24 protein-coding genes are annotated in these 22,817 nt (G+C 73.3%); 20 read left to right on the top strand and 4 right to left on the bottom strand.

What is annotated here, in order from left to right:
* Positions 1-70: 70 nt before the first annotated feature.
* The 3 genes from IE245_RS16855 to truA all read left to right on the top strand — a co-directional run bounded on the left by IE245_RS16855 (position 71) and on the right by truA (position 2,673).
* Positions 71-1,093, top strand: a complete 1,023-nt coding sequence (locus IE245_RS16855; protein WP_004946635.1) for a DNA-directed RNA polymerase subunit alpha — start codon at positions 71-73, stop codon at positions 1,091-1,093.
* A gap of 169 nt (positions 1,094-1,262) precedes the next feature.
* Positions 1,263-1,733: a 50S ribosomal protein L17 gene (gene rplQ, locus IE245_RS16850; RefSeq protein WP_031012120.1), complete on the top strand. Its 471-nt coding sequence runs from the start codon at positions 1,263-1,265 to the stop codon at positions 1,731-1,733.
* Positions 1,734-1,815: 82 nt separating this feature from the next.
* On the top strand, positions 1,816-2,673 hold the full coding sequence (truA, locus tag IE245_RS16845) for a tRNA pseudouridine(38-40) synthase TruA (RefSeq protein ID WP_189948227.1): 858 nt from the start codon (positions 1,816-1,818) through the stop codon (positions 2,671-2,673).
* Between the two features lie 19 nt (positions 2,674-2,692).
* Here the strand turns inward: truA and IE245_RS16840 are convergent, their stop codons facing one another.
* The gene (locus tag IE245_RS16840; protein ID WP_189948224.1) at positions 2,693-3,709 is read right to left on the bottom strand and encodes a hypothetical protein; all 1,017 of its coding nucleotides are present in this window, start codon (positions 3,707-3,709) and stop codon (positions 2,693-2,695) included.
* A gap of 56 nt (positions 3,710-3,765) precedes the next feature.
* Here IE245_RS16840 and IE245_RS16835 point away from each other — a divergent pair, with 56 nt between their 5' ends.
* The 4 genes from IE245_RS16835 to glmM all read left to right on the top strand — a co-directional run bounded on the left by IE245_RS16835 (position 3,766) and on the right by glmM (position 8,303).
* Positions 3,766-5,388, top strand: coding sequence for an ABC-F family ATP-binding cassette domain-containing protein (locus tag IE245_RS16835; protein WP_189948222.1), 1,623 nt, complete (start codon positions 3,766-3,768; stop codon positions 5,386-5,388).
* Between the two features lie 434 nt (positions 5,389-5,822).
* Positions 5,823-6,266: a 50S ribosomal protein L13 gene (gene rplM / locus IE245_RS16830; RefSeq protein ID WP_189948219.1), complete on the top strand. Its 444-nt coding sequence runs from the start codon at positions 5,823-5,825 to the stop codon at positions 6,264-6,266.
* A gap of 44 nt (positions 6,267-6,310) precedes the next feature.
* On the top strand, positions 6,311-6,823 hold the full coding sequence (rpsI, locus tag IE245_RS16825) for a 30S ribosomal protein S9 (protein ID WP_030750225.1): 513 nt from the start codon (positions 6,311-6,313) through the stop codon (positions 6,821-6,823).
* 121 nt (positions 6,824-6,944) lie between these two features.
* A complete protein-coding gene (glmM, locus tag IE245_RS16820; protein ID WP_189948217.1) occupies positions 6,945-8,303 on the top strand; it encodes a phosphoglucosamine mutase in 1,359 nt (452 codons plus the stop codon).
* A 73-nt stretch (positions 8,304-8,376) separates the two neighbouring features.
* Here the strand turns inward: glmM and IE245_RS16815 are convergent, their stop codons facing one another.
* Both IE245_RS16815 and coaA read right to left on the bottom strand, forming a co-directional pair.
* Complete coding sequence (locus IE245_RS16815) at positions 8,377-9,327, bottom strand: DUF389 domain-containing protein (RefSeq protein ID WP_189948215.1); 951 nt, start codon at positions 9,325-9,327, stop codon at positions 8,377-8,379.
* Between the two features lie 19 nt (positions 9,328-9,346).
* Positions 9,347-10,360: a type I pantothenate kinase gene (gene coaA / locus IE245_RS16810; protein WP_189948213.1), complete on the bottom strand. Its 1,014-nt coding sequence runs from the start codon at positions 10,358-10,360 to the stop codon at positions 9,347-9,349.
* A 128-nt stretch (positions 10,361-10,488) separates the two neighbouring features.
* On the opposite strand from coaA, the gene glmS reads away from it, so the two are divergent.
* From glmS to IE245_RS16770, 8 genes are all read left to right on the top strand, one after another.
* On the top strand, positions 10,489-12,336 hold the full coding sequence (gene glmS / locus IE245_RS16805; protein WP_189948211.1) for a glutamine--fructose-6-phosphate transaminase (isomerizing): 1,848 nt from the start codon (positions 10,489-10,491) through the stop codon (positions 12,334-12,336).
* Between the two features lie 8 nt (positions 12,337-12,344).
* The gene (locus IE245_RS16800; RefSeq protein ID WP_189948209.1) at positions 12,345-12,713 is read left to right on the top strand and encodes a holo-ACP synthase; all 369 of its coding nucleotides are present in this window, start codon (positions 12,345-12,347) and stop codon (positions 12,711-12,713) included.
* A gap of 199 nt (positions 12,714-12,912) precedes the next feature.
* Positions 12,913-14,364, top strand: coding sequence for an NAD(P)H-hydrate dehydratase (locus IE245_RS16795; RefSeq protein WP_189948207.1), 1,452 nt, complete (start codon positions 12,913-12,915; stop codon positions 14,362-14,364).
* Positions 14,365-14,677: 313 nt separating this feature from the next.
* Positions 14,678-15,529 carry a L,D-transpeptidase family protein gene (locus tag IE245_RS16790; RefSeq protein ID WP_229851331.1) on the top strand — a complete coding sequence of 284 codons (852 nt, stop codon included), beginning with the start codon at positions 14,678-14,680 and terminating at the stop codon, positions 15,527-15,529.
* Positions 15,530-15,550: 21 nt separating this feature from the next.
* Positions 15,551-16,702 (top strand): alanine racemase, encoded by a 1,152-nt coding sequence (gene alr / locus IE245_RS16785; protein WP_189948205.1) that lies wholly within the window; start codon positions 15,551-15,553, stop codon positions 16,700-16,702.
* Positions 16,703-16,708: 6 nt separating this feature from the next.
* Complete coding sequence (locus tag IE245_RS16780) at positions 16,709-17,815, top strand: alpha/beta fold hydrolase (protein ID WP_189948203.1); 1,107 nt, start codon at positions 16,709-16,711, stop codon at positions 17,813-17,815.
* A 10-nt stretch (positions 17,816-17,825) separates the two neighbouring features.
* A complete protein-coding gene (tsaE, locus tag IE245_RS16775; RefSeq protein WP_189948200.1) occupies positions 17,826-18,326 on the top strand; it encodes a tRNA (adenosine(37)-N6)-threonylcarbamoyltransferase complex ATPase subunit type 1 TsaE in 501 nt (166 codons plus the stop codon).
* Positions 18,327-18,449: 123 nt separating this feature from the next.
* Positions 18,450-18,620, top strand: coding sequence for a hypothetical protein (locus IE245_RS16770; RefSeq protein ID WP_189948198.1), 171 nt, complete (start codon positions 18,450-18,452; stop codon positions 18,618-18,620).
* Positions 18,621-18,700: 80 nt separating this feature from the next.
* Here the strand turns inward: IE245_RS16770 and IE245_RS16765 are convergent, their stop codons facing one another.
* On the bottom strand, positions 18,701-19,243 hold the full coding sequence (locus IE245_RS16765; protein ID WP_189948196.1) for a hypothetical protein: 543 nt from the start codon (positions 19,241-19,243) through the stop codon (positions 18,701-18,703).
* Positions 19,244-19,388: 145 nt separating this feature from the next.
* On the opposite strand from IE245_RS16765, the gene tsaB reads away from it, so the two are divergent.
* Genes tsaB through IE245_RS16740 form a run of 5 tightly spaced genes read left to right on the top strand, consistent with a single transcriptional unit; the run spans position 19,389 to position 22,797 of the window.
* Positions 19,389-20,048, top strand: a complete 660-nt coding sequence (gene tsaB, locus IE245_RS16760) for a tRNA (adenosine(37)-N6)-threonylcarbamoyltransferase complex dimerization subunit type 1 TsaB (protein ID WP_189948194.1) — start codon at positions 19,389-19,391, stop codon at positions 20,046-20,048.
* A 38-nt stretch (positions 20,049-20,086) separates the two neighbouring features.
* On the top strand, positions 20,087-20,548 hold the full coding sequence (rimI, locus tag IE245_RS16755; RefSeq protein ID WP_189948274.1) for a ribosomal protein S18-alanine N-acetyltransferase: 462 nt from the start codon (positions 20,087-20,089) through the stop codon (positions 20,546-20,548).
* Entirely contained in the window at positions 20,548-21,648 is a 1,101-nt protein-coding gene (gene tsaD / locus IE245_RS16750; protein ID WP_189948192.1) for a tRNA (adenosine(37)-N6)-threonylcarbamoyltransferase complex transferase subunit TsaD, read from the top strand. Before rimI ends, tsaD begins: the two co-directional genes overlap by 1 nt.
* Positions 21,645-21,899 (top strand): hypothetical protein, encoded by a 255-nt coding sequence (locus tag IE245_RS16745; protein WP_189948190.1) that lies wholly within the window; start codon positions 21,645-21,647, stop codon positions 21,897-21,899. Before tsaD ends, IE245_RS16745 begins: the two co-directional genes overlap by 4 nt.
* Before the next feature lie 55 nt (positions 21,900-21,954).
* The gene (locus IE245_RS16740; RefSeq protein ID WP_229851330.1) at positions 21,955-22,797 is read left to right on the top strand and encodes a polysaccharide deacetylase family protein; all 843 of its coding nucleotides are present in this window, start codon (positions 21,955-21,957) and stop codon (positions 22,795-22,797) included.
* Positions 22,798-22,817: the final 20 nt, after the last annotated feature.

Raw genomic sequence — 22,817 nt, 5'->3', positions numbered from 1 at the left:
ACCACCGGGTGCCGCCCGGTGGCTGTCGGGCGTCAAATAGTGGGCGTCCACGACTGAAGGAATCACAGACATGCTTATCGCTCAGCGTCCTTCGCTGACCGAAGAGGTCGTCGACGAGTTCCGCTCCCGGTTCGTCATCGAGCCGCTGGAGCCGGGCTTCGGCTACACCCTCGGCAACTCGCTCCGCCGCACCCTCCTCTCCTCGATCCCGGGCGCCGCTGTCACCAGCATCCGGATCGACGGCGTCCTGCACGAGTTCACCACCGTGCCGGGCGTCAAGGAGGACGTCACCGACCTCATCCTCAACATCAAGCAGCTGGTCGTCTCCTCGGAGCACGACGAGCCGGTCGTGATGTACCTGCGCAAGCAGGGTCCGGGTCTGGTCACCGCCGCCGACATCGCGCCCCCGGCCGGTGTCGAGGTGCACAACCCCGACCTCGTCCTGGCGACCCTGAACGCCAAGGGCAAGCTGGAGATGGAGCTGACCGTCGAGCGCGGTCGCGGCTACGTCTCCGCCGTCCAGAACAAGCAGGTGGGCCAGGAGATCGGCCGCATCCCGGTCGACTCCATCTACTCGCCGGTCCTCAAGGTCACCTACAAGGTCGAGGCGACCCGAGTCGAGCAGCGCACCGACTTCGACAAGCTCATCGTCGACGTCGAGACCAAGCAGGCCATGCGCCCGCGCGACGCCATGGCGTCCGCCGGCAAGACCCTGGTCGAGCTGTTCGGTCTCGCCCGCGAGCTGAACATCGACGCCGAGGGCATCGACATGGGCCCGTCCCCGACGGACGCCGCCCTGGCCGCCGACCTCGCGCTGCCGATCGAGGAGCTGGAGCTCACCGTCCGCTCCTACAACTGCCTCAAGCGCGAGGGCATCCACTCCGTGGGTGAGCTCGTGGCGCGCTCCGAGGCCGACCTGCTCGACATCCGCAACTTCGGTGCGAAGTCGATCGACGAGGTCAAGGCGAAGCTGGCCGGCATGGGCCTGGCCCTCAAGGACAGCCCGCCCGGATTCGACCCGACCGCCGCCGCGGACGCCTTCGGCGCCGACGACGACGCGGACGCGGGCTTCGTCGAGACCGAGCAGTACTAAGAGCTCGGGCCTCACGGTCCGTACTCGGGTGCGGGTGAGTTGTGCTCGACCGCGCAGTTCCCCGCGCCCCTTCCCGGGGCGCGAGCCCCGGTCTCCGACAGGTAACCGCCTGCTCGGATACTGACACCGGTACCTCATACGGCCGGTGCAGATCACAAGGAGAAACACCATGCCGCGTCCCGCGAAGGGTGCCCGCCTCGGCGGTTCCGCCGCTCACGAGAAGCTGCTGCTCGCCAACCTGGCGAAGTCGCTGTTCGAGCACGGCCGCATCACGACGACCGAGGCCAAGGCCCGCCGTCTGCGTCCCGTCGCCGAGCGCCTGATCACCAAGGCGAAGAAGGGCGACATCCACAACCGTCGCCTGGTGCTGCAGACGATCACCGACAAGGGCATCGTCCACACCCTCTTCACCGAGATCGCCCCGCGCTACTCGGAGCGTCCGGGTGGCTACACCCGCATCACCAAGATCGGCAACCGTCGTGGCGACAACGCCCCGATGGCCGTGATCGAGCTGGTCGAGGGCGAGATCGCCAAGAAGGCGACCGTCGCCGAGGCCGAGGCCGCCACCAAGCGCGCCGTCAAGGAGGCCGACGAGGCCGCCGCCGTCGAGGCGACCGAGGACGAGGCGAAGGACGCGTAAGCGTTCCCGCGACGTTTCTCGCGGACGGGCCCGTACCCCCTGGGGTGCGGGCCCGTTCCCGTGTGTCTGAGAGGATTTTCTGGTGAGTGATGACGTGCAGCCCGGGTTCGTACGGGTACGGCTCGACCTTTCGTACGACGGCCGGGACTTCTCCGGGTGGGCCAAGCAGGCCCGCGGGCAGCGGACGGTGCAGGGCGAGATCGAGGACGCGCTGAAGACCGTGACGCGGTCCCCGGAGACGTTCGAGCTGACCGTCGCGGGCCGCACCGACGCCGGGGTGCACGCGCGCGGCCAGGTCGCCCACGTGGACCTGCCGGAGGGGCTGTGGCAGGAGCACCGCGAGAAGCTGCTGCGGCGGCTCGCGGGACGGCTCCCGCACGACGTCCGGGTCTGGAGCGTGGCCGAGGCCCCCGCGGGCTTCAACGCCCGTTTCTCGGCGGTCTGGCGGCGGTACGCCTACCGGGTCACCGACCACCCCGGCGGCGTCGACCCGCTGCTGCGCGGGCACGTCCTGTGGCACGACTGGACGCTCGACATGGACGCCATGAACGAGGCGGCGGCCGCGCTCGTCGGCGAGCACGACTTCGCCGCGTACTGCAAGAAGCGCGAGGGCGCGACGACCATCCGCACCCTCCAGGAACTGCGCTGGGAGCGGCGGCCCGACGGGATCATGGAGGCCACGGTCAAGGCCGACGCCTTCTGCCACAACATGGTCCGCTCGCTGGTCGGTGCGCTGCTCTTCGTCGGCGACGGGCACCGGCCGGTGGAGTGGCCGGGGAAGGTGCTGGCCGCCGGCGTGCGGGACTCCGCCGTCCACGTCGTACGCCCGCACGGCCTCACCCTCGAGGAGGTCGGCTACCCGGCCGACGACCAGCTGGCCGCGCGCAGCCGCGAGGCCCGCAACAAGCGGACCCTGCCGGGCGTCGCCGGCTGCTGCTGAGGCCGCCGGGCCGGGTCGATCAGCGCGGCGGGGCCGAGGCGGCGGCCGCCGCCTTCGCCTGGCTCTTGCCGCGGGCGTAGATCTGGTTGAAGACGAAGGTGCCGAGGTCGTCGCTGGCCTGGAAGACCGGCTTGTCCTTGGTGGTGACCTTCTTGCCGTTCGTGAAGCCGGCCTGGGTGAAGTAGGCGTAGCGGCCGACCGAGTTGGCGCGGCGCAGGCAGACGGTGGCGTGGCAGAAGGTGCCGACGCCCTTGCCGGCGAGCGGCGCGATGCCGCCGGTGGCCTGCTTCTTCGCGGCCAGGGCCGCCTTCTCGGAGGGGAAGACGGCCACGCCGACGGTGATCGCCACGCCGTCCTTGACGTAGGTGGCGCGCAGCACGCGCTCGCAGCCGTTCTTCTGCAGGACCGGGCCGAGCCCGCCGGTGGTGACCGAGGCGCAGTTCTTCGACGCCGAGGTCGCGCCCTTCTTGTACGGGCGGCCGAACATGGTGAGCTTCGTGCCGGGGAAGAGGCCCTCGGCGGTCAGCGGCGCCGTGTCCTTCTTCGGGTCGGTGATGTAGTCCTTCGGGTCCGGCGGGGGCGGCGGGGCCACGGAGGAGAAGGTCGGCGCCGGGGTGGGGGAGGCCGTCGCGGTGACGGGGCCCGTGGGGGTCGGGTCGCCGTTCTTGGCCTCGTCGTTCTTCTTGTTCGTGACGACGACGGCGGTCGCGACGAGCGCGCCCACGGCCAGGGTGGCGACGACGCCGCCGGCGATCAGCAGCCTGCGCTTGCGCCGGCTGCCGGCCTCGGAGGCCTCCGCGAGGGCGCCCCAGTCAGGGGTGCCGTCGCCGGGCCCGCCCGGTCCGCCCGGCCCGCCCGGGAACGGGTCCTGCGGCGGCGGGTAGCCGTACCCGTGCGGCTGCTGCGGTGGCTGCTGCTGTCCGTAGGCCGGTCCCGGCTGCTGCTGCGGCGGGTACCCGTACCCCTGCTGCCGTCCGTACCCCTGCTGCCCCTGTCGCTGCGGCTCCTGCGGCCACTGCGGTCCCCCAAAGCTCATGCCGCGCATCCTAAACCGCTTGGGAGAAGCGGACGCGGGCGGTGACAATGCACCTCATGGGACATGTCGAGGCCGCGCATCTGGAGTACTACCTTCCCGACGGGAGGGTCCTGCTCGGGGACGCCTCCTTCCGGGTGGGGGAGGGGGCCGTCGTCGCCCTCGTCGGGGCCAACGGCGCCGGCAAGACCACCCTCCTGCGGATGATCGCGGGAGACCTCCAGCCGCACGGCGGCTCCGTCACCGTCAGCGGCGGGCTCGGCGTGATGCCGCAGTTCATCGGCTCCGTACGGGACGAGTCGACCGTCCGCGACCTGCTGGTCTCCGTGGCGCACCCGCGGATCCGGGAGGCCGCGAAGGCCGTCGACGAGGCCGAGCACCTGATCATGACCGTCGACGACGGGGCCGCGCAGATGAAGTACGCGCAGGCCCTCGCCGACTGGGCCGAGGTGCAGGGCTACGAGGCCGAGACGCTGTGGGACATCTGCACCATGGCCGCGCTCGGCGTGCCGTACGACAAGGCGCAGTTCCGGCAGGTGCGGACGCTCTCCGGCGGCGAGCAGAAGCGGCTGGTCCTGGAGTCGCTGCTGCGCGGCACCGACGAGGTGCTGCTCCTCGACGAGCCGGACAACTACCTGGACGTCCCCGGCAAGCGCTGGCTGGAGGAGCGGCTGCGGGAGACCCGCAAGACCGTGCTCTTCATCTCCCACGACCGGGAGCTGCTCTCCCGGGCCGCGCAGAAGATCATCGCGGTGGAGCCCGGCGCGGCCGGCTCCGACGTGTGGGTGCACGGCGGCGGCTTCGACACCTTCCACGAGGCGCGGCGGGAGCGGTTCGCCCGCTTCGAGGAGCTGAAGCGGCGCTGGGAGGAGAAGCACGCGCAGCTGAAGAAGCTGGTCGTCAACCTGCGGCAGGCGGCGGCGGTCAGCCACGAGATGGCGTCGCGGTACGCGGCGGCGCAGACCCGGCTGCGGAAGTTCGAGGAGGCGGGCCCGCCGCCGGAGCCGCCGCGCGAGCAGGACATCCGGATGCGGCTGCGCGGCGGCCGTACCGGCGTCCGCGCCGTGACCTGCGAGAACCTCGAGCTCACCGGGCTGATGAAGCCCTTCTCGCTGGAGATCTTCTACGGGGAGCGGGTCGCCGTCCTGGGCTCGAACGGCTCCGGGAAGTCGCACTTCCTGCGGCTGCTCGCCGGGGACGGGTCGGTGGCGCACACGGGCCTGTGGAAGCTGGGCGCGCGGGTCGTCCCCGGGCACTTCGCGCAGACCCACGCCCACCCCGAGCTCGCCGGGCGGCCGCTCGTCGACATCCTGTGGACGGAGCACGCCAAGGACCGGGGCGCGGCGATGTCGATGCTGCGGCGGTACGAGCTGGAGCGCCAGGGCGACCAGTCCTTCGACAAGCTCTCCGGCGGCCAGCAGGCCCGCTTCCAGATCCTGCTCCTGGAGCTGGCCGGCACGACCGCGCTGCTCCTCGACGAGCCGACGGACAATCTGGACCTGGAGTCCGCGGAGGCCCTCCAGGACGGCCTGGAGTCGTACGAGGGCACGGTCCTGGCCGTCACCCACGACCGCTGGTTCGCCAAGAGCTTCGACCGCTACCTGGTCTTCGGCTCGGACGGCGTCGTGCGGGAGACGAGCGAGCCGGTGTGGGACGAGCGGAGGGTCGAGCGGGCGCGGTGACCCGGGGCGGTCGGCGGGGCGGGGCGGTCCGGGCGGTCGGCGTGGCCGGCACGCCGGACGGGCCCGCCCGCCGTCGGCGGACGGAGTCCGGCGCGGCCGGCCGAAGCCGGGGCCCCGGGGGCCGAGCCGTGCGGGGGCGGTGCGGGACGAGGCGGGGGCCCCGTCCGAGCGGAGTCGAGGACCTGGCGGAGGGTCGAGGGGCCCGCTGAGCGGGGGCCCGCGGCATTTTGACCCGCCGGGGGTGGCGCGGGTACTGTTGCCGTTTGTTATGCGTATTGGCTTCGTCGTTCTCACGCGGAGGGGCCTTGCGCAGGTTCCCTGGAGCAGTTACCAGTGGCTCGCATACGGGCGATGACCCGGCAGTGCAGGCCCCAGCTGCATGATCGCTTCAGGTGTGTCTGGACTCCATCCACTGAAGAAGCGAAGGCTACGAAGTGCGTACGTACAGCCCCAAGCCCGGCGATGTCACTCGCCAGTGGCACATCATCGACGCGCAGGACATCGTCCTGGGCCGTCTGGCGACCACGGCCGCGAACCTCCTGCGAGGCAAGCACAAGCCGGTCTACGCCCCCCACATGGACATGGGCGACTTCGTCATCATCATCAACGCCGACAAGGTCCACCTGTCCGGCAACAAGAAGACCCAGAAGATGGCGTACCGCCACTCCGGCTTCCCGGGTGGTCTGCGCTCGGTCCGTTACGACGAGCTGCTCGACAAGAACCCCGAGAAGGCCGTCGAGAAGGCCATCAAGGGCATGATCCCGAAGAACACGCTGGGCCGCCAGATGCTCTCGAAGCTGAAGGTCTACGCGGGCGAGAACCACCCGCACGCCGCCCAGCAGCCGGTTCCGTACGAGATCACCCAGGTCGCGCAGTAATTCCGGCCACACCCCCTAAGAACGAAAGAAATCTGAGGAGCATCGTGGCCGAGACCACCCCCGAGACCCCCGTCGACGAGTTCGAGGGCGTCGAGGAGTACACCACCGAGACCGAGATCGTCGAGGGTGACTACACCTCCGAGTCCCTCGCGTCCCGCTTCGGCGACCCGCAGCCGGCCGCCGGCCTGGGCCGTCGCAAGAACGCCATCGCCCGCGTCCGGATCGTCCCGGGCACCGGCAAGTGGAAGATCAACGGGCGCACGCTCGAGGACTACTTCCCGAACAAGGTCCACCAGCAGGAAGTCAACGAGCCCTTCAAGGTGCTCGAGCTCGACAACCGCTACGACGTCATCGCCCGCATCGCGGGTGGCGGTGTCTCCGGCCAGGCCGGCGCCCTGCGCCTCGGCGTGGCCCGTGCCCTGAACGAGGCCGACGTCGAGAACAACCGCCCGGCGCTGAAGAAGGCCGGCTTCCTCTCCCGTGACGACCGCGCGGTCGAGCGGAAGAAGGCCGGTCTCAAGAAGGCCCGCAAGGCCCCGCAGTACAGCAAGCGTTAATCGCCTGCCCGCACTGCTTGTACGTACGCCCCGGCGCACTGCGCGTGCCGTCGGGGCGTGCGTTTTTTCTTAACCTTTTTCACCTTCCAGTCTTTTGGGCACGCATTTTCGGAGGACAGCTGTGGGACGACTCTTCGGCACCGACGGCGTACGCGGCGTAGCCAACGCCGACCTGACGGCGGAGCTCGCGCTCGGCCTGTCGGTCGCGGCGGCGCACGTGCTCGCCGAAGCGGGGACCTTCGAGGGCCATCGGCCGACGGCCGTGGTCGGACGGGACCCGCGGGCGTCCGGAGAGTTCCTGGAGGCCGCGGTCGTCGCCGGTCTCGCCAGCGCCGGTGTCGACGTGCTGCGCGTCGGCGTCCTGCCGACCCCGGCCGTCGCCCACCTCACCGGCGTCCTCGGCGCCGACCTCGGCGTGATGCTCTCCGCCAGCCACAACGCCATGCCCGACAACGGCATCAAGTTCTTCGCCCGCGGCGGCCACAAGCTCGCCGACGACCTGGAGGACAAGATCGAGGCCGTCTACGAGGAGCACCGCACCGGCGCCCCCTGGGACCGCCCGACCGGGGCCGGCGTCGGCCGCGTCCGCGACTACACCGAGGGCTTCGAGACCTACGTCGCCCACCTCCTCGGCGTGCTGCCCAACCGCCTCGACGGCCTGAAGATCGTCCTCGACGAGGCCCACGGCGCCGCCGCCCGCGTCTCGCCCGAGGCCTTCAGCCGCGCCGGCGCCCAGGTCGTCACCATCGGCGCGAGCCCCGACGGCCTCAACATCAACGACGGCTGCGGTTCCACCCACCTGGAGCTCCTCAAGGCCGCCGTCGTCGAGCACGGCGCCGACCTCGGCATCGCCCACGACGGCGACGCCGACCGCTGCCTCGCCGTCGACCACACCGGCGCGGAGGTGGACGGCGACCAGATCCTCGCCGTGCTCGCCCTCGCCATGCGCGAGGCCGGCACCCTGCGCGGCGACACCGTCGTCGCCACCGTCATGTCCAACCTGGGCTTCAAGCTCGCCATGGAGCGCGAGGGACTCACCCTCCTCCAGACCGCGGTCGGCGACCGCTACGTCCTGGAGTCCATGAAGGAGCACGGCTACGCCCTCGGCGGCGAGCAGTCCGGGCACGTCATCGTGCTCGACCACGCCACCACCGGCGACGGCACCCTCACCGGCCTCATGCTGGCCGCCCGGGTCGCCGCCACCGGCAAGTCCCTCGCCGAGCTGGCCTCCGTCATGGAGCGGCTGCCGCAGATCCTGATCAACGTCAAGGACGTCGACAAGTCCCGCGTCGCCACCTCCGGCGAGCTCGCCGCCGCCGTCACCGACGCCGAGCACGAGCTGGGCTCCACCGGCCGGGTGCTGCTCCGCTCCTCCGGCACGGAGCCGCTGGTCCGCGTCATGGTCGAGGCCGCCGACATCGAGCAGGCCCGCTCGGTCGCGCAGCGCCTCGCCGACGTCGTGAAGTCCGCGCTGGGCTAGGCCGTACGGGTGAGGACAGGCGAAGGGCCCCGCGCACTCCGGTGCGGCGGGGCCCTTCGCCGTACCCCCGGCTTCAGCCCTTCCGCAGCCGGCGCCTGAGCTTGCCGCGCTGGGTGTCCCACAGCCACTTCTGCACGAACAGCGTCAGGGTCCCCGCCAGCATGATCCCCAGCAGGTTGAGCAGCAGCTGCTCGACCGAGCCCCAGGTCTGGCCGACCTCGCCGTAGCTGAGCGCCACCGCCGCGTTCGCCGCCGCCGGGACGGTCGTCACCGAGATCGCCACGCCCACCAGGGCCCCCGCCTTCGACGAGGTCAGCGAGAGGGTGCCGGCCGCGCCCGCGAGCAGGGCCACCACGAAGGAGAACGGGTCCGGCTGCCAGATGAAGGAGGTCTGCGGCCGTTCGGCGTCCAGCCGCTCCACGCTGAACAGGCCGAGCCGGTCCATCAGCAGGCTGAACAGCGTCGTCACCAGGATCGCCGCGAGGAAGCCGACGAGCAGCGCGACCAGCGAGCGGACCGCGAGCCGCGGGGCCCGCTTCACGATCGCCGTGCACACCCCGGCGAGCGGGCCGAACTCCGGGCCGACCGCCATCGCGCCCACGATCAGGATCGCGTTGTCCAGGACGACGCCGCAGGCCGCGATCATCGTCGCGAGCAGCATGAAGGCGAGATAGGTGACGGAGAGCGTCGACTCCTCGTGCGTCGAGGTCGCCAGCTGCTCCCAGAGCACCGCGTCGGCGCCCTCGCCGGGGGCGTCCTCCTCGGCCGCGTCGGCCCGCTCCGACATCGTCAGGTCGATGTCCTCGACGGCGATCGCCCCGTCCTGATCGAGCTTCAGCTCCCGCAGCCCGTGGAGGAGTTCGTCCCCGGCCTCGCGGGCCACGTCGCACATCACGACGTCCCCGGAAGGGTCGCGGGCGGCTCCCGGCAGCACCACCAGGTGGGTGGTGCCGACGGTCGACTCGATCAGTCCGGCCACGGCCTCGGTGCGGTCCGAGGGAACGATCATCCGAAGGTGCAGCATGGTCCGAGCTTACGGAGGCTCAGAGCTTCCGCAGGCTCAGCCGCTGCACCTTGTGGTCCGGGCCCTTGCGGATCACGAGCGTCGCCCGGCCGCGCGTCGGCGCCACGTTCTCCAGGAGGTTCACCTTGTTGACGGTCCGCCACATCGTGCGGGCGTACTCCAGCGCCTCCTCCTCGGAGACCTGCGTCCAGCGGCGGAAGTACGAGGACGGGTCCTGGAACGCGGTCTCGCGCAGCTTCCGGAAGCGGTTGAGGTACCAGCCCTCGATGTCCTCGGCGCGGGCGTCCACGTACACGGAGAAGTCGAAGTAGTCGGCGAGGCCGACCCGGGTCCGGCCGTCCTTGCCGGGCAGCGCCGGCTGGAGGACGTTCAGCCCCTCGACGATGAGGATGTCGGGCCGGCTCACCACGAGCCGCTCGCCCGGCACCCGGTCGTAGATCAGGTGCGAGTAGACGGGCGCGGAGACCTCGTCCTTGCCCGCCTTCACGTCGGCGACGAACCGGGTCAGGGCCCGCCGGTCGTACGACTCGGGGAAGCCCTTCCGCGACATCAGCCCGCGCGCCTTCAGCTCCTCCATCGGATAGAGGAACCCGTCGGTGGTGATCCGCTGCACCCGGGGGTGCTCGGGCCACCGCGCGAGCAGCGCTTCGAGGAGTCGCGCCACGGTCGACTTCCCGACCGCGACCGACCCGGCGACCCCTATGACGAACGGCGTGCCGCGCTGCTCCGCCTTCTCCCCGAGGAAGGTGTTCAGCGCCCCGCGCAGCCCGCTGGTGGCCTGCACGTAGAGGTTGAGCAGCCGCGACAGCGGCAGGTACACGTCCCGCACCTCGTCGAGGTCGATGACGTCGCCGAGCCCCTGGAGCCGCTCGACCTCGTCGGCGGTCAGCGGCAGCGGCGTCTTGTCGCGCAGGGCGCTCCACTCGGCGCGGGTGAGGTCGACGTACGGCGTCGGCTCGGGGGACCGACGGCTCCCCGCGGTCCCGGTGCCGGCGCCGTTGCCGTTGGCGCTTCGTGGCGGCGAAGTGATCACGCGCCCATTGTCCCGGCTCCACGCGGGGCGTGGGGGGTGGGGTGGGTCACGTGGCGGGTCGGCCGCGGCGGCGCCGACTCCGTGCGGGGCTCCCGGCCGGGGGCGGGGTCCGGCCGTAGGCTGCCGTCATGTGCGGAATCGTGGGATACGTCGGTGGGCAGTCGGCGCTCGATGTGGTCGTCGCGGGGCTGAAGAGGCTGGAGTACCGGGGGTACGACTCGGCCGGGGTCGCCGTCCTGGCGGACGGGGGGCTGGCCGCGGCCAAGAAGTCCGGGAAGCTCGTCCATCTGGAGAAGGAACTGGCCGAGCGGCCGCTGGCGGCCGGCTCCGTCGGCATCGGGCACACGCGGTGGGCGACCCACGGCGGGCCGACGGACGCCAACGCGCATCCGCACCTCGACAACGCGGGGCGGGTCGCCGTCGTGCACAACGGGATCATCGAGAACTTCGCCGCCCTGCGGGAGGAACTCGCCGAGCGGGGGCACGAGCTGCTCTCCGAGACCGACACCGAGGTCGTCGCCCATCTGCTGGCCGAGGAGTTCTCCTCCGTCGGTGACCTGGCCGAGGCGATGCGGCTGGTCTGCCGGCGGCTCGACGGGGCCTTCACGCTGGTCGCCGTCCACGCCGACCAGCCCGACGTGGTCGTCGGCGCGCGCCGGAACTCGCCGCTGGTCGTCGGGGTGGGGGAGGGCGAGAACTTCCTCGCCTCCGACGTCTCCGCCTTCATCGCGCACACCCGGTCCGCCATCGAGCTCGGGCAGGACCAGGTCGTCGAGCTGACCCGGGAGGGGGTCGTCGTCACCGACTTCGAGGGGGCGCCGGCCGACGTCCGGGCCTTCCACGTCGACTGGGACGCCTCCGCCGCCGAGAAGGGCGGCTACGACCACTTCATGCTCAAGGAGATCGTCGAGCAGCCGAAGGCCGTCGCCGACACCCTCCTCGGGCGGATCGACGCGAGCGGGCGGCTGACCCTCGACGAGGTGCGGATCCCCGACGCGGTGCTCCGCGAGGCCGACAAGGTCGTCATCGTCGCCTGCGGCACCGCCTTCCACGCCGGGCTGATCGCCAAGTACGCCATCGAGCACTGGACCCGGATCCCCTGCGAGGTGGAGCTGGCCAGCGAGTTCCGCTACCGGGACCCGATCCTCGGGCAGCGGACGCTCGTCGTCGCCATCTCGCAGTCCGGCGAGACCATGGACACCCTGATGGCGCTCCGGCACGCCCGCGAGCAGGGCGCCAAGGTCCTGGCCGTCTGCAACACCAACGGGTCGACCATCCCCCGCGAGTCCGACGCCGTGCTCTACACGCACGCCGGGCCCGAGGTCGCCGTGGCGTCGACGAAGGCCTTCCTCACCCAGCTCGTCGCCTGCTATCTGCTCGCCCTCTACCTGGGGCAGGTGCGCGGCACCAAGTGGGGCGACGAGATCCGGGCCGTGGTCCGCGAGCTGGCGCGGAGCGGGGAGGAGGTCGAGCGGGTCCTGGAGACCATGGAGCCCGTACGGGCCCTCGCCCGCTCCCTCGCCCACAAGGACACGATCCTCTTCCTCGGCCGGCACGTCGGCTACCCGGTGGCCCTCGAAGGCGCGCTGAAGCTGAAGGAGCTGGCGTACATGCACGCCGAGGGCTTCGCGGCGGGCGAGCTGAAGCACGGGCCGATCGCCCTGATCGAGGAGGACCTGCCGGTGGTCGTCGTGGTGCCCTCGCCCAAGGGACGTTCGGTCCTCCACGACAAGATCGTCTCCAATATCCAGGAGATCCGGGCCCGTGGCGCCCGGACGATCGTGATCGCGGAGGAGGGCGACGACGCCGTCGTCCCCTTCGCCGACCACCTCGTCCGCGTCCCCGCCACGCCCACGCTGCTCCAGCCGCTCGTCTCCACGGTGCCGCTCCAGGTCTTCGCCTGCGAGCTGGCCACCGCCCGGGGCAACGAGGTGGACCAGCCGCGCAACCTGGCCAAGTCCGTGACGGTGGAGTGAGGAGAGAAATGATCATCGGGGTGGGGATCGACGTGGCGGAGATCGACCGCTTCGCCGCGTCGCTGGAACGGACGCCGGCGCTCGTGGAGCGGCTCTTCGTGCGCGAGGAGCTGCTGCTGCCCAGCGGGGAGCGCCGGGGCCCGGCCTCCCTGGCGGCGCGCTTCGCCGCGAAGGAGGCCCTGGCCAAGGCGCTCGGCGCCCCCGGGAACCTCCACTGGACGGACGTGGAGGTGTACGCCGAGTCCACCGGTCAGCCCCGGCTGCGGGTGCGCGGCACGGTCGCGGCCCGCGCGGCCGAGCTGGGCGTGAAGCACTGGCACCTCTCGCTGAGCCATGACGCCGGGGTCGCCTCGGCGGTGGTGATCGCGGAGGGCTGAGCCGTACGGGGAAGGGACCGGGGCCCGGCCGCGAGGAGGCGGTGCCGGGCCCCGAACCTGATCAGGGGCCAGCCTGGTTAGGTAAGGCATACCTTACTTGAGACTGAGGTGGTGTCAAGACGGTCCGCCCGGCCCGCGTCCGGGGTTTCGCGAGCTTTCCTCCAGGCGGCCTCCCCGCCCCTGGGGCAGACTGCTCCCCATGCGTACCGCTCACCACGTGGAGACCGTCCGGGCCGCCGAGGCCGAGCTGATGGCGCGCCTGCCCGAGGGCGCGCTGATGCAGCGGGCCGCCGCCGGCCTCGCCGCCGCCTGCTGCTCGCTGCTCGGCAAGGGCCGGGTGTACGGGTCCCGGGTCGTCCTCCTCGTCGGCAGCGGCGACAACGGCGGCGACGCCCTCTACGCCGGCGCCCGGCTCGCCCGGCGCGGCGCCGGGGTCACCGCCGTGCTGCTCGGCGCCCGCGCCCACGGCGCCGGACTGGCCGCGCTGCGGGCGGCCGGCGGGCGCGTCACCGAGGACCCGTACGAGGCGCTGGCCGCCGCCGACCTCGTCCTCGACGGCATCACCGGCATCGGCGGACGCGGCGGACTGCGCCCCGAGGCCGTGCCCGTCGCCCGCGCGGCGCGCGGCTCCGACGCGGTCGTCGTCGCCGTCGACCTCCCCAGCGGCGTCGACGCCGACACCGGCGAGGTCGCCGGCGAGGCCCTGCGCGCCGACGTGACCGTCACCTTCGGCACGTACAAGCCGGGGCTGCTCGTCGACCCCGCCCGGGAGTACGCCGGCGCGCTGCGGCTCGTGGACATCGGGCTCGCCGCCACCCTCCCCTCCGTGCCCGCCGCCGAGGCGCTCCAGCACCAGGACGTGGCCCGGCTGCTGCCCGCGCCCGGCGCGGAGAGCGACAAGTACCGGCGGGGCGTGCTCGGCGTCGTCGCCGGCTCCGCCCGCTACCCGGGCGCCGCCGTCCTCGCCGTCGCGGGCGCGCTGCGCGGCGGCGCCGGGGCCGTGCGGTACGTGGGCCCCGCCCGCGAGGCGGTGATCGCCGCCCACCCGGAGACCCTGGTGCACGCGGGGCCGCCGGAGAAGGCCGGCCGCGTCCAGGCCTGGGTCGTCGGACCCGGCCTCGGCGACGGACCCGGCGCGGAGGTCGCCGTCGCCGAGGTCCTCGCCTCCGAGGTGCCCGTCCTCGTCGACGCCGACGGGCTGCGCGCCCTCGACCCCGACGCCGTCCGGGAGCGGTCCGCGCCCACCCTCCTCACCCCGCACGCCGGCGAGGCGGCCGCCCTGCTCGGCACCGACCGGGCGGACGTGGAGGCCCGGCGGCTCGCCGCCGCCCGCGAGCTCGCCGACCGGTACGGCGCCACCGTCCTCCTCAAGGGGTCCACCACCCTGGTCGCCGGTCCCGGCGGCACCGGCCCCGTGCGGGTCAACCCGACCGGCACCCCGTGGCTCGCCACGGCCGGCTCCGGCGACATCCTGTCCGGCCTGGCCGGCTCCCTCCTCGCCGCAGGGCTCCACCCCGTGGACGCCGCCTCCTGCGCCGCCTACCTGCACGGGCTCGCCGCCCGGCGGGCCGCGGGCAAGGGCGGCCCGATCACCGCGACCGAGGTCGCCGACGCCCTCTCCGGCGCCTGGCAGGACGTGCGCGAACCGTAGGACGCGCCGCCGGATCCCGCCCCGGGGCACCGGTCCCGTCCCGGGCGCGCCGCCGGATCCCGCCCCGGGGCACCGGCCCCGCCCCGCGCTGCCGGCCCCGCCCGGGGGCGCAGGTCCCGCTCCGCGCCATCGGCCCCTGCTCCGCGCCATCGGCCCCCGCCCGGGGTCGTCGATCCCGCCCGGGGTCGTCGGTCCCGCCCCCGGACCGTGCCGCCGCCCGGCCGTGCGGCGCGCCGCCGGTCGGCCCAACCCCGTTGCTCCGGGCGGGGGTCAGCGCGCGCCGGGCCGGACGCGGGCGGGGTCGGATGGACGGGTGACCAGATGGAGAAGCCGCATCCTGCCGCCGTTGCTCGCCGTCGCGCTCCTGGGCGGTACCGCCACCGCGCACGCGGAGGAGCCCGGTCCCGCCGCCGACGTCCTCGTCCCCGGCATCGCCGGCGCCGGACGCCCCGAGTACCCCATGGACACCCCCGACCAGGTCCTCCCGCCGACCGCCCCCGACGGCGAGGTCCCCGTCCCCGTGCCGGAGCAGGAGGTCGACGAACTCGTCGAGTACCTCCCGCGCGACGCCGCCGGGGCCGCCTGCACCGCCAGGACCGGGATGTACCAGCGGCAGGTCGAACGGCTGCTGAAGCTCAAGGTCGACGGGAAGCAGTCCGCCGCCGACTGCCGGGCGATCCGCGCCTTCCAGACCCGGCAGAAGATCAAGCCCGCCAACGGTTACGCCGGTCCCGTCACCTGGGCCCGCGCCGAACTCCTCGCCGCCCGGAAGAACCCCAACGCCACCGAGAAGTGCCCCGTCCGCTCCTACCCGGTCGCCTGCGTCGACCTGAACCGCGAGCTGATGTGGGTCCAGAAGGGCAAGAAGATCACCTACGCCGTGGTCAACATCCGCAGCGGCCGGGCCGGCTACCGCACCCGCACCGGCTGGCACTCCGTCTACTGGCGCCACAAGGACCACTGGTCGACCATCTACGACACGCCGATGCCGTTCTCGCAGTTCTTCGACGGCGGCCAGGCCTTCCACGGCGTCTACGGGGCCATCGCCACCCCCACCGGAAGCCGCGGCTGCGTGAACCTCACCTACAAGAACGCGGAGAAGCTGTGGTCGGTCCTCCGCAAGGGCGACCGGGTCTACATCTGGGGCAAGCGGCCGGGGCTGTGACCACCTGAGAGACTGGGCGCGATGACTGAGACAGCACCGCCGCCCCGCCGAGCCCGCGCCGAGATCGACCTCGGGGCGCTGCGCGCCAACGTCCGCGCGCTGCGCGCCCGCGTGGCCCCCCACGTCCGCGTCATGGCCGTGGTCAAGGCCGACGCGTACGGACACGGCGCCGTGCGCTGCGCCCGCGCCGCCCTCGACGCGGGCGCGAGCTGGCTCGGCACGGCCACCCCCCAGGAGGCGCTGGCCCTGCGCGCCGCCGGGATCACCGACGTCCCCGTCCTGTGCTGGCTGTGGACGCCCGGCGACCCGTGGGACGCCGGCATCGAGGCGGGTCTCGACATGGCGGTGAGCGGCCGGTGGGCCCTCGACGAGGTCACCGCCGCCGCCCGCCGCACCGGCGGCACGGCCCGCGTCCAGCTCAAGGCCGACACCGGCCTCGGCCGCAACGGCTGCCAGCCCGCCGACTGGCCGGCGCTCGTCGCCGGGGCCCTGGAGGCCGAGAAGGAGGGGCTGGTCAAGGTCACCGGCCTCTGGTCCCACTTCGCCTGCGCGGACGAGCCGGGGCACCCGTCGATCGCCGCCCAGCTGGACGTCTTCCGCTCGATGCTCGACCACGCGGAGAAGGCCGGGATCGAGCCCGAGGTCCGGCACATCGCCAACTCGCCGGCCACCCTCACCCTCCCCGAGACCCACTTCGACCTGGTCCGCCCCGGCATCGCGATGTACGGCGTCTCGCCCGCGCCCGAGCTGGGCACCTCCGCCGAGCTCGGGCTGCGCCCGGTGATGTCCCTGAAGGCGAGCGTCGCCCTGGTGAAGGAGGTGCCGTCCGGTCACGGCGTCTCCTACGGGCACCACTACGTCACCGGCGGCGAGACCACCCTCGGCCTGGTCCCGGTCGGGTACGCCGACGGCGTCCCCCGGCACGCCTCGGGCCGCGGCCCGGTCCTCGTCGCCGGCAAGGTCCGCACCGTCGCCGGGCGGGTCGCCATGGACCAGTTCGTGGTCGACCTCGGCGGCGACCGGCCCGCGCCCGGCACCGAGGCCGTCCTCTTCGGCTCCGGCGAGCACGGCGAGCCGACGGCCCAGGACTGGGCGGAGGCCGCCGACACCATCGCGTACGAGATCGTCACCCGGATCGGCGCGCGCGTGCCGCGCGTCTACGTGGGGGAGTAGACGGCCGTGGGGGAGCCGGGGGGCGGCGTCTGGCGGCGCGCCGGGATCGCGGGCGCGGCGATAGGCGTGCTGGCGGCCGGCGCGGCGGCGGGCGTCGCCGTCGAACGGCTGACCGTGAGCCGATCCGTGCGCCGCAAGGCCCGGCTCGCCCTGGACGCCACCGGCCCGTTCGGCACCCTGCGCGGCACCCCCGGCCGGGCGCTCGCCGACGACGGCACGATCCTCGCGTACGAGACGGACGAAGCCGAAGCCGGTCGGGCCGACGAGGGCTTCGGCGGGCCCCTCACCGTCGTCTTCTCGCACGGCTTCTGCCTCGACCAGGACTCCTGGCACTACCAGCGGGCCGCGCTGCGCGGCCGGGTCAGGACCGTCTTCTGGGACCAGCGGGGCCACGGCCGCTCGGAGCGCGGCGGAGGGAAGCCGGTCGGCATCGAGCTGCTCGGCCGGGACCTGAAGGCCGTCGTCGACGCCGCCGCGCCCGAGGGGCCGCTCGTGCTCGTCGGGCACTCGATGGGCGGGATGACGGTGATGGCGCTCGCCGAGCAGTACCCGGAGCTGGTCCGCGACCGGGTCGTCGGCGTCGCCTTCGTCGGGACCTCCCCGGGCCGCCTGGAGGAGGTCTCGTACGGGCTCCCGCTCGCCGGCGTCAACGCGGTCCGCCGGGTCCTGCCGGGGATGCTGCGGACCCTCGGGTCCCAGGCCGAACTGGTCGAGAAGGGGCGCCGGGCCACCGCCGACCTCTTCGCCGGGCTCGTGAAGAAGTACTCCTTCGCCTCGAAGGACGTGGACCCGGCCGTCGTCCGCTTCGCCGAGCGGATGATCGAGTCCGTCCCGGTCGACGTGGTGGCGGAGTTCTACCCGGCCTTCGGCGCGCACGACAAGCTCGCCGCCCTCGCCGCCTTCCGCGGCCTGCCCGCGCTGGCCCTCGTCGGCGACCGGGACCTCGTCACCCCCGCCGCGCACACCGAGGCCATCGCCGAGGCCCTGCCGGGCGCCGAGCGGGTCGTCGTCCCCGACGCCGGCCACCTGGTGATGCTGGAGCGGCCCGAGGCCGTCACCGAGGCGCTCGCCGCCCTGCTGGCCAGGGCCGGGGAGGGCACGGACAACGGATAGGTTGGCGGGTATGGAAGCAGCGCACCCGCCCGTCTCCGGCGCCACCGTCTCCGTCGACTCCCCCGAGCGCATGCAGGAGCTCGGCCGCCGGCTCGCGAAACTCCTCCGTCCCGGCGACCTCGTCATGCTCACCGGCGAGCTGGGCGCCGGGAAGACCACCCTGACCCGCGGTCTCGGCGAGGGCCTGGGCGTCCGCGGCGCGGTCACCTCGCCGACCTTCGTCATCGCCCGCGTCCACCCCTCGCTCACCGGCGGCCCGGCCCTCGTCCACGTGGACGCGTACCGGCTCGGCGGCGGGCTCGACGAGATGGAGGACCTGGACCTCGACGTCTCGCTGCCCGAGTCCGTGGTGGTCGTGGAGTGGGGCGACGGCAAGGTCGAGGAGCTGACCGACGACCGGCTGCACGTCCTCATCCACCGCGTCACCGGCGACACCGACGACGACCGGCGCACGGTCGTGCTGCGTGGGATCGGCGGACGGTGGGCCGACGAGGACCTGTCCTCGCTGTGAACGGAGGCCGACGGCGTCCGTAGGTTCCGACAGCATGTCGGGAAAATGTTGCGCCGCCGCTCCGCGCCGTGGTGACATGGATGCACGAACTGGTTAGGTGAACCTAACCTACGGGAGGCATGCATGGCGACGCAGATGCCGGAGCGCGACGACCGCACCGCCGAGGAGCGCGTCTCGATGAGCGAGCTGCTGGCCTCCTGCGCGGCGGCCAGCGCCGTCTCGACCCCGCCGGGGCGCGACCTCGCGCCCCCGGATGAGCAGCCGGAACGGGACCTCAGGGACGAGGCCGCGTAACCCTTACGGGGGTACCTCCGAGAACCCCGGGCCGTCCGGGAAGCCGGACGGGCGGGCGTCAGGGGCCGGACGGGCGGGCGTCAGGGGACGACGACGACCTTCGCGCCGATCGACGCGAAGGTCCACATCGCGTCGCCGTCCGCCCGGTCCATGCGGATGCCGCCGGTCTTCCTCGACGGGTCGGGCGCGGGCGTCGAGCCGTCGACCGCCGCGCTGAAGCCGATCGTCACGCCCTCCACGCTCGCGAAGCGGACCACGTGCTCGATCTGCACCCCGTCGGAGCCGCGCACCGAATTGGACCGGGAGGTCACCGCGTACGCCCCCGGCGCCGGGCTCACCGGGCTCGGCGTCACCGTGAACGTGCGGACGGCCCTGTTCTTCCCGTCGACCAGCCACACCCGGCGGTCCCCGAGCGCGTACACCACGCGCTCGCCCTTGCCCGAGGCCGCCGGCACCGCCAGCGGGTTCTTCGCGGGCTTCTTCGCCCCGGCGGAGGCCGACGCCGAAGGGGCGACCGTGCCCGGCGCCCGGGACGGCTCCGCGAGGTCCGCCGGCACGCTCGCCGACGCCTGATAGGCGAGGAAGGCGACCGCGGCGACGGCCGCCGCGGTGAGCCCGGCCACGAATCCCGAGCTGCTCCTTGCCACCGTCTCCACCTCTTCGTACGTACGTGCCGAGCCTGACGAGCTGTCGCGCCCGACGGTAGCAGCCGGGCCCCCGGACGGCCGCGCGCCGCATCGCCCGCCCGCGGCGCCGTAGGCTGTTCGCGTGCTGTTGCTCGCCATGGATACCGCCACTCCCGCCGTCACCGTCGCCCTGCACGACGGCACGGCCGTCGTCGCCGAGTCGACCCGCGTCGACGCCCGCCGCCACGGGGAGCTGCTGCTCCCCGCCGTCGACCGGGTCCTCAAGGAGGCCGGGACCGCGCTCGACGCGGTGACCGGGATCGTGGTCGGGGTCGGCCCCGGCCCCTACACCGGGCTCCGGGTGGGGCTCGTCACGGCCGCCGCCTTCTCCTCCGCCCTCGGCGGGGTGCCGGTGCACGGCCTGTGCACCCTCGACGGCCTCGCGTACGCCTCCGGCATCGAGGGCCCCTTCGCGGTGGCGACCGACGCCCGCCGCAAGGAGGTCTACTGGGCCCGGTACGACGACGCCCGCACCCGTGCGACCGACGCCTCCGTCGACCGGCCGGCCGACATCGCCGAGCGGCTCGCCGGGCTGCCGGTGGTCGGCGCGGGCGCCCTGCTCTACCCGGACGCCTTCCCCGACGCACGCGGCCCCGAGCACCAGTCCGCCGGCGCGCTCGCCGCCCTGGCGGCGGAGCGGCTCGCGGCCGGCGGCGAGGGCTTCCTCGACCCGCTGCCGATGTACCTGCGGCGGCCCGACGCGCAGGTGCCGAAGAACTACAAGGTGGTCACCCCCCAGTGAGCGGGGACGTGGCGGGCGGAGAGGCCGTGCTGCGCGAGATGCGCTGGTGGGACCTCCCGCAGGTGCTGGCCCTGGAGGCCGAGCTCTTCCCCGAGGACGCCTGGTCGGAGGGGATGTTCTGGTCCGAGCTGGCGCACGCGCGCGGCCCCCGGGCCACCCGGCGGTACGTCGTCGCCGAGGCCCCCTCCGGGGAGCTGGCCGGGTACGCGGGCCTGGCGGCGGCCGGCGGGCTCGGGGACGTCCAGACCATCGCCGTCGCCCGCGCGCAGTGGGGCACCGGGCTCGGCGCCCGGCTCCTCACCGACCTCCTCCAGCACGCCACCGCCTTCGAGTGCGACGAGGTCCTGCTCGAAGTGCGCGTGGACAACACCCGGGCGCAGAAGCTGTACGAGCGCTTCGGATTCGAGCCCATCGGCTTCCGGCGCGGCTACTACCAGCCGGGCAACGTCGACGCGCTCGTGATGCGACTGACTGTTCAAGGAACTGGGACCGAAATCTGATGGCTGCTGACGAACCCCTCGTGCTCGGCATCGAGACCTCCTGCGACGAGACCGGCGTCGGCATCGTGCACGGCACCACCCTGCTCGCCGACGCCGTGGCCTCCAGCGTCGACACCCACGCCCGCTTCGGCGGCGTCGTGCCCGAGATCGCCTCCCGGGCCCACCTGGAGGCGATGGTCCCGACGATCGAGCGGGCCCTGAAGACCGCCGGCGTCTCCGCCAAGGACCTCGACGGCATCGCGGTCACCGCGGGCCCCGGCCTCGCGGGCGCCCTGCTCGTCGGCGTCTCCGCCGCCAAGGCGTACGCCTACGCGCTGGGCAAGCCGCTGTACGGCGTCAACCACCTGGCCTCGCACATCTGCGTCGACCAGCTGGAGCACGGCAGGCTGCCCGAGCCGACGATGGCGCTGCTCGTCTCCGGCGGGCACTCCTCGCTGCTGCTCTCCACCGACATCACCTCCGACGTGCGGCCGCTGGGCGCGACGATCGACGACGCGGCCGGCGAGGCCTTCGACAAGATCGCCCGCGTCCTCGACCTGGGCTTCCCCGGCGGCCCGGTCATCGACCGGCTCGCCAGGGAGGGCGACCCGGCCGCCATCGCCTTCCCGCGCGGCCTGAGCGGCGCCAAGGACCCGGCGTACGACTTCTCCTTCTCCGGACTCAAGACCGCCGTGGCCCGCTGGATCGAGGCGAAGCGGGCGGCCGGCGAGGAGGTGCCGGTGCGGGACGTGGCCGCCTCCTTCCAGGAGGCCGTCGTCGACGTCCTCACCCGCAAGGCCGTCCGGGCCTGCAAGGACGAGGGCGTCGACCACCTGATGATCGGCGGCGGCGTCGCCGCGAACTCGCGGCTCCGGGCGCTGGCCGAGGAGCGCTGCGAGCGGGCCGGGATCCGGCTCCGGGTGCCCCGGCCGGGCCTGTGCACCGACAACGGCGCGATGGTCGCCGCGCTCGGCGCCGAGATGGTCGCCCGGGGCAGGGCCGCCTCCGGCCTGGAGCTCTCGGCGGACTCGTCCCTCCCGGTGACCGACCCGCACGTCCCCGCCCACGCCCATGACCACGACCACGTGCACGAGATCAGCAAGGAGAACCTGTACTCGTGAGGGTCGCCCTGATGTGGGAGGCCCGGGCCGTGCAGGGCCGCGGCGCCGAGCTCCTGGAGTGGGCGCGGGCCCGGGTCCTGGCGCGCGAGCCGCTCCGCCGGGAGGTCCTCCGCGCCCCCCAGGACCGGGTCCTCGTCCTCACCTGGTGGGAGGCGGACGCCCTTGACGCCGAGCTGCCCGAGCTGCCGGAGCCGGACGCGGAACTGATCACCCGTCCGGTGCACCGCTGGCGTTTCGAATCGGTCGAATAGGCGAATAGTTCGGCGATCGGGCAACCTTTCGATCGGATCGGGCATCCCACAGCCCGTGAAGAAGCAGATCGCGGTGTGGGCGGCGCTGACCGCGGTGGCCCTCCTGATGACGGGTTGCACGGCCGAGGCCCCGCCCCCGGCGGCCGCCCCCGCCCCGGCGACGCCCTCGAAGACGACCGCCGCCCCGGAACCGGCGCCCGCCCCGGAGGCGGCCAGGGCTGCCGCGTACCGCACGTGGGGGATCGAGCCCCTGCCCGCGCCGCCCGCCCCGCCCGCCGTCAAGCCGGTGCAGCGGAAGCGGGGCGGCCCGGTCCCGGTGATCAGCGACGTCCCGACCACCGACAAGGTCGTCTTCCTCACCATCGACGACGGGGCCGAGAAGGACCCCGAGTTCGTGCGGATGATGGACGAGCTCGACGTCCCCTTCACGATGTTCCTCACCGACTCGGCGATCAGCGGCGACTACGGCTACTTCGAGCCGCTCGTCGCCCAGGGCCACGGCGTCGCCAACCACACCCTCACCCACCCGAACCTGCGCACCCTCTCCCCGGAGGCCCAGCGCCGCGAGATCTGCGGACAGCAGGAGAGGCTGCGGAAGCGGTACGGCACCGCCCCGCGCCTCTTCCGCCCGCCGTTCGGCAACTGGAACGAGGCCACCCGCGCCGCCGCCGGCACCTGCGGCGTCGACGCGATCGTCCTCTGGCGCGAGTCCATGCAGATCAAGGACATGCAGTACCAGCGCGGCGACCGGAAGCTCCACCCCGGCGACATCGTCCTCGCCCACTTCCGCGGCCCCGGCGAGCTCAAGGGCCGCACGATGACCGAGATGACGGCGACGATGCTGCGGAAGATCCAGGAGCAGGGCTTCACGGTGGCCCGCCTGGAAGACTACGTCTGAGAAAAGTCCGACGCGGTGTC

Origin of the sequence: Streptomyces roseolus (assembly GCF_014649855.1) — a bacterium.
GTDB classification, from domain to species: Bacteria; Actinomycetota; Actinomycetes; order Streptomycetales; family Streptomycetaceae; genus Streptomyces; species Streptomyces roseolus.
Note: the sequence above shows the minus strand (reverse complement) of the source record. Positions and strands in the feature narration are given on the sequence as shown.

Coding starts and splice junctions, on each gene's coding strand:
- IE245_RS16855 (WP_004946635.1), top strand. CDS start 71: ATGCTTATCGCTCAGCGTCCTTCGCTGACCGAAGAGGTCGTCGACGAG.
- rplQ (WP_031012120.1), top strand. CDS start 1,263: ATGCCGCGTCCCGCGAAGGGTGCCCGCCTCGGCGGTTCCGCCGCTCAC.
- IE245_RS16840 (WP_189948224.1), bottom strand. CDS start 3,709: ATGAGCTTTGGGGGACCGCAGTGGCCGCAGGAGCCGCAGCGACAGGGG.
- IE245_RS16835 (WP_189948222.1), top strand. CDS start 3,766: ATGGGACATGTCGAGGCCGCGCATCTGGAGTACTACCTTCCCGACGGG.
- IE245_RS16815 (WP_189948215.1), bottom strand. CDS start 9,327: ATGCTGCACCTTCGGATGATCGTTCCCTCGGACCGCACCGAGGCCGTG.
- glmS (WP_189948211.1), top strand. CDS start 10,489: ATGTGCGGAATCGTGGGATACGTCGGTGGGCAGTCGGCGCTCGATGTG.
- IE245_RS16800 (WP_189948209.1), top strand. CDS start 12,345: ATGATCATCGGGGTGGGGATCGACGTGGCGGAGATCGACCGCTTCGCC.
- IE245_RS16795 (WP_189948207.1), top strand. CDS start 12,913: ATGCGTACCGCTCACCACGTGGAGACCGTCCGGGCCGCCGAGGCCGAG.
- alr (WP_189948205.1), top strand. CDS start 15,551: ATGACTGAGACAGCACCGCCGCCCCGCCGAGCCCGCGCCGAGATCGAC.
- tsaE (WP_189948200.1), top strand. CDS start 17,826: ATGGAAGCAGCGCACCCGCCCGTCTCCGGCGCCACCGTCTCCGTCGAC.
- IE245_RS16770 (WP_189948198.1), top strand. CDS start 18,450: ATGGCGACGCAGATGCCGGAGCGCGACGACCGCACCGCCGAGGAGCGC.
- rimI (WP_189948274.1), top strand. CDS start 20,087: ATGCGCTGGTGGGACCTCCCGCAGGTGCTGGCCCTGGAGGCCGAGCTC.
- tsaD (WP_189948192.1), top strand. CDS start 20,548: ATGGCTGCTGACGAACCCCTCGTGCTCGGCATCGAGACCTCCTGCGAC.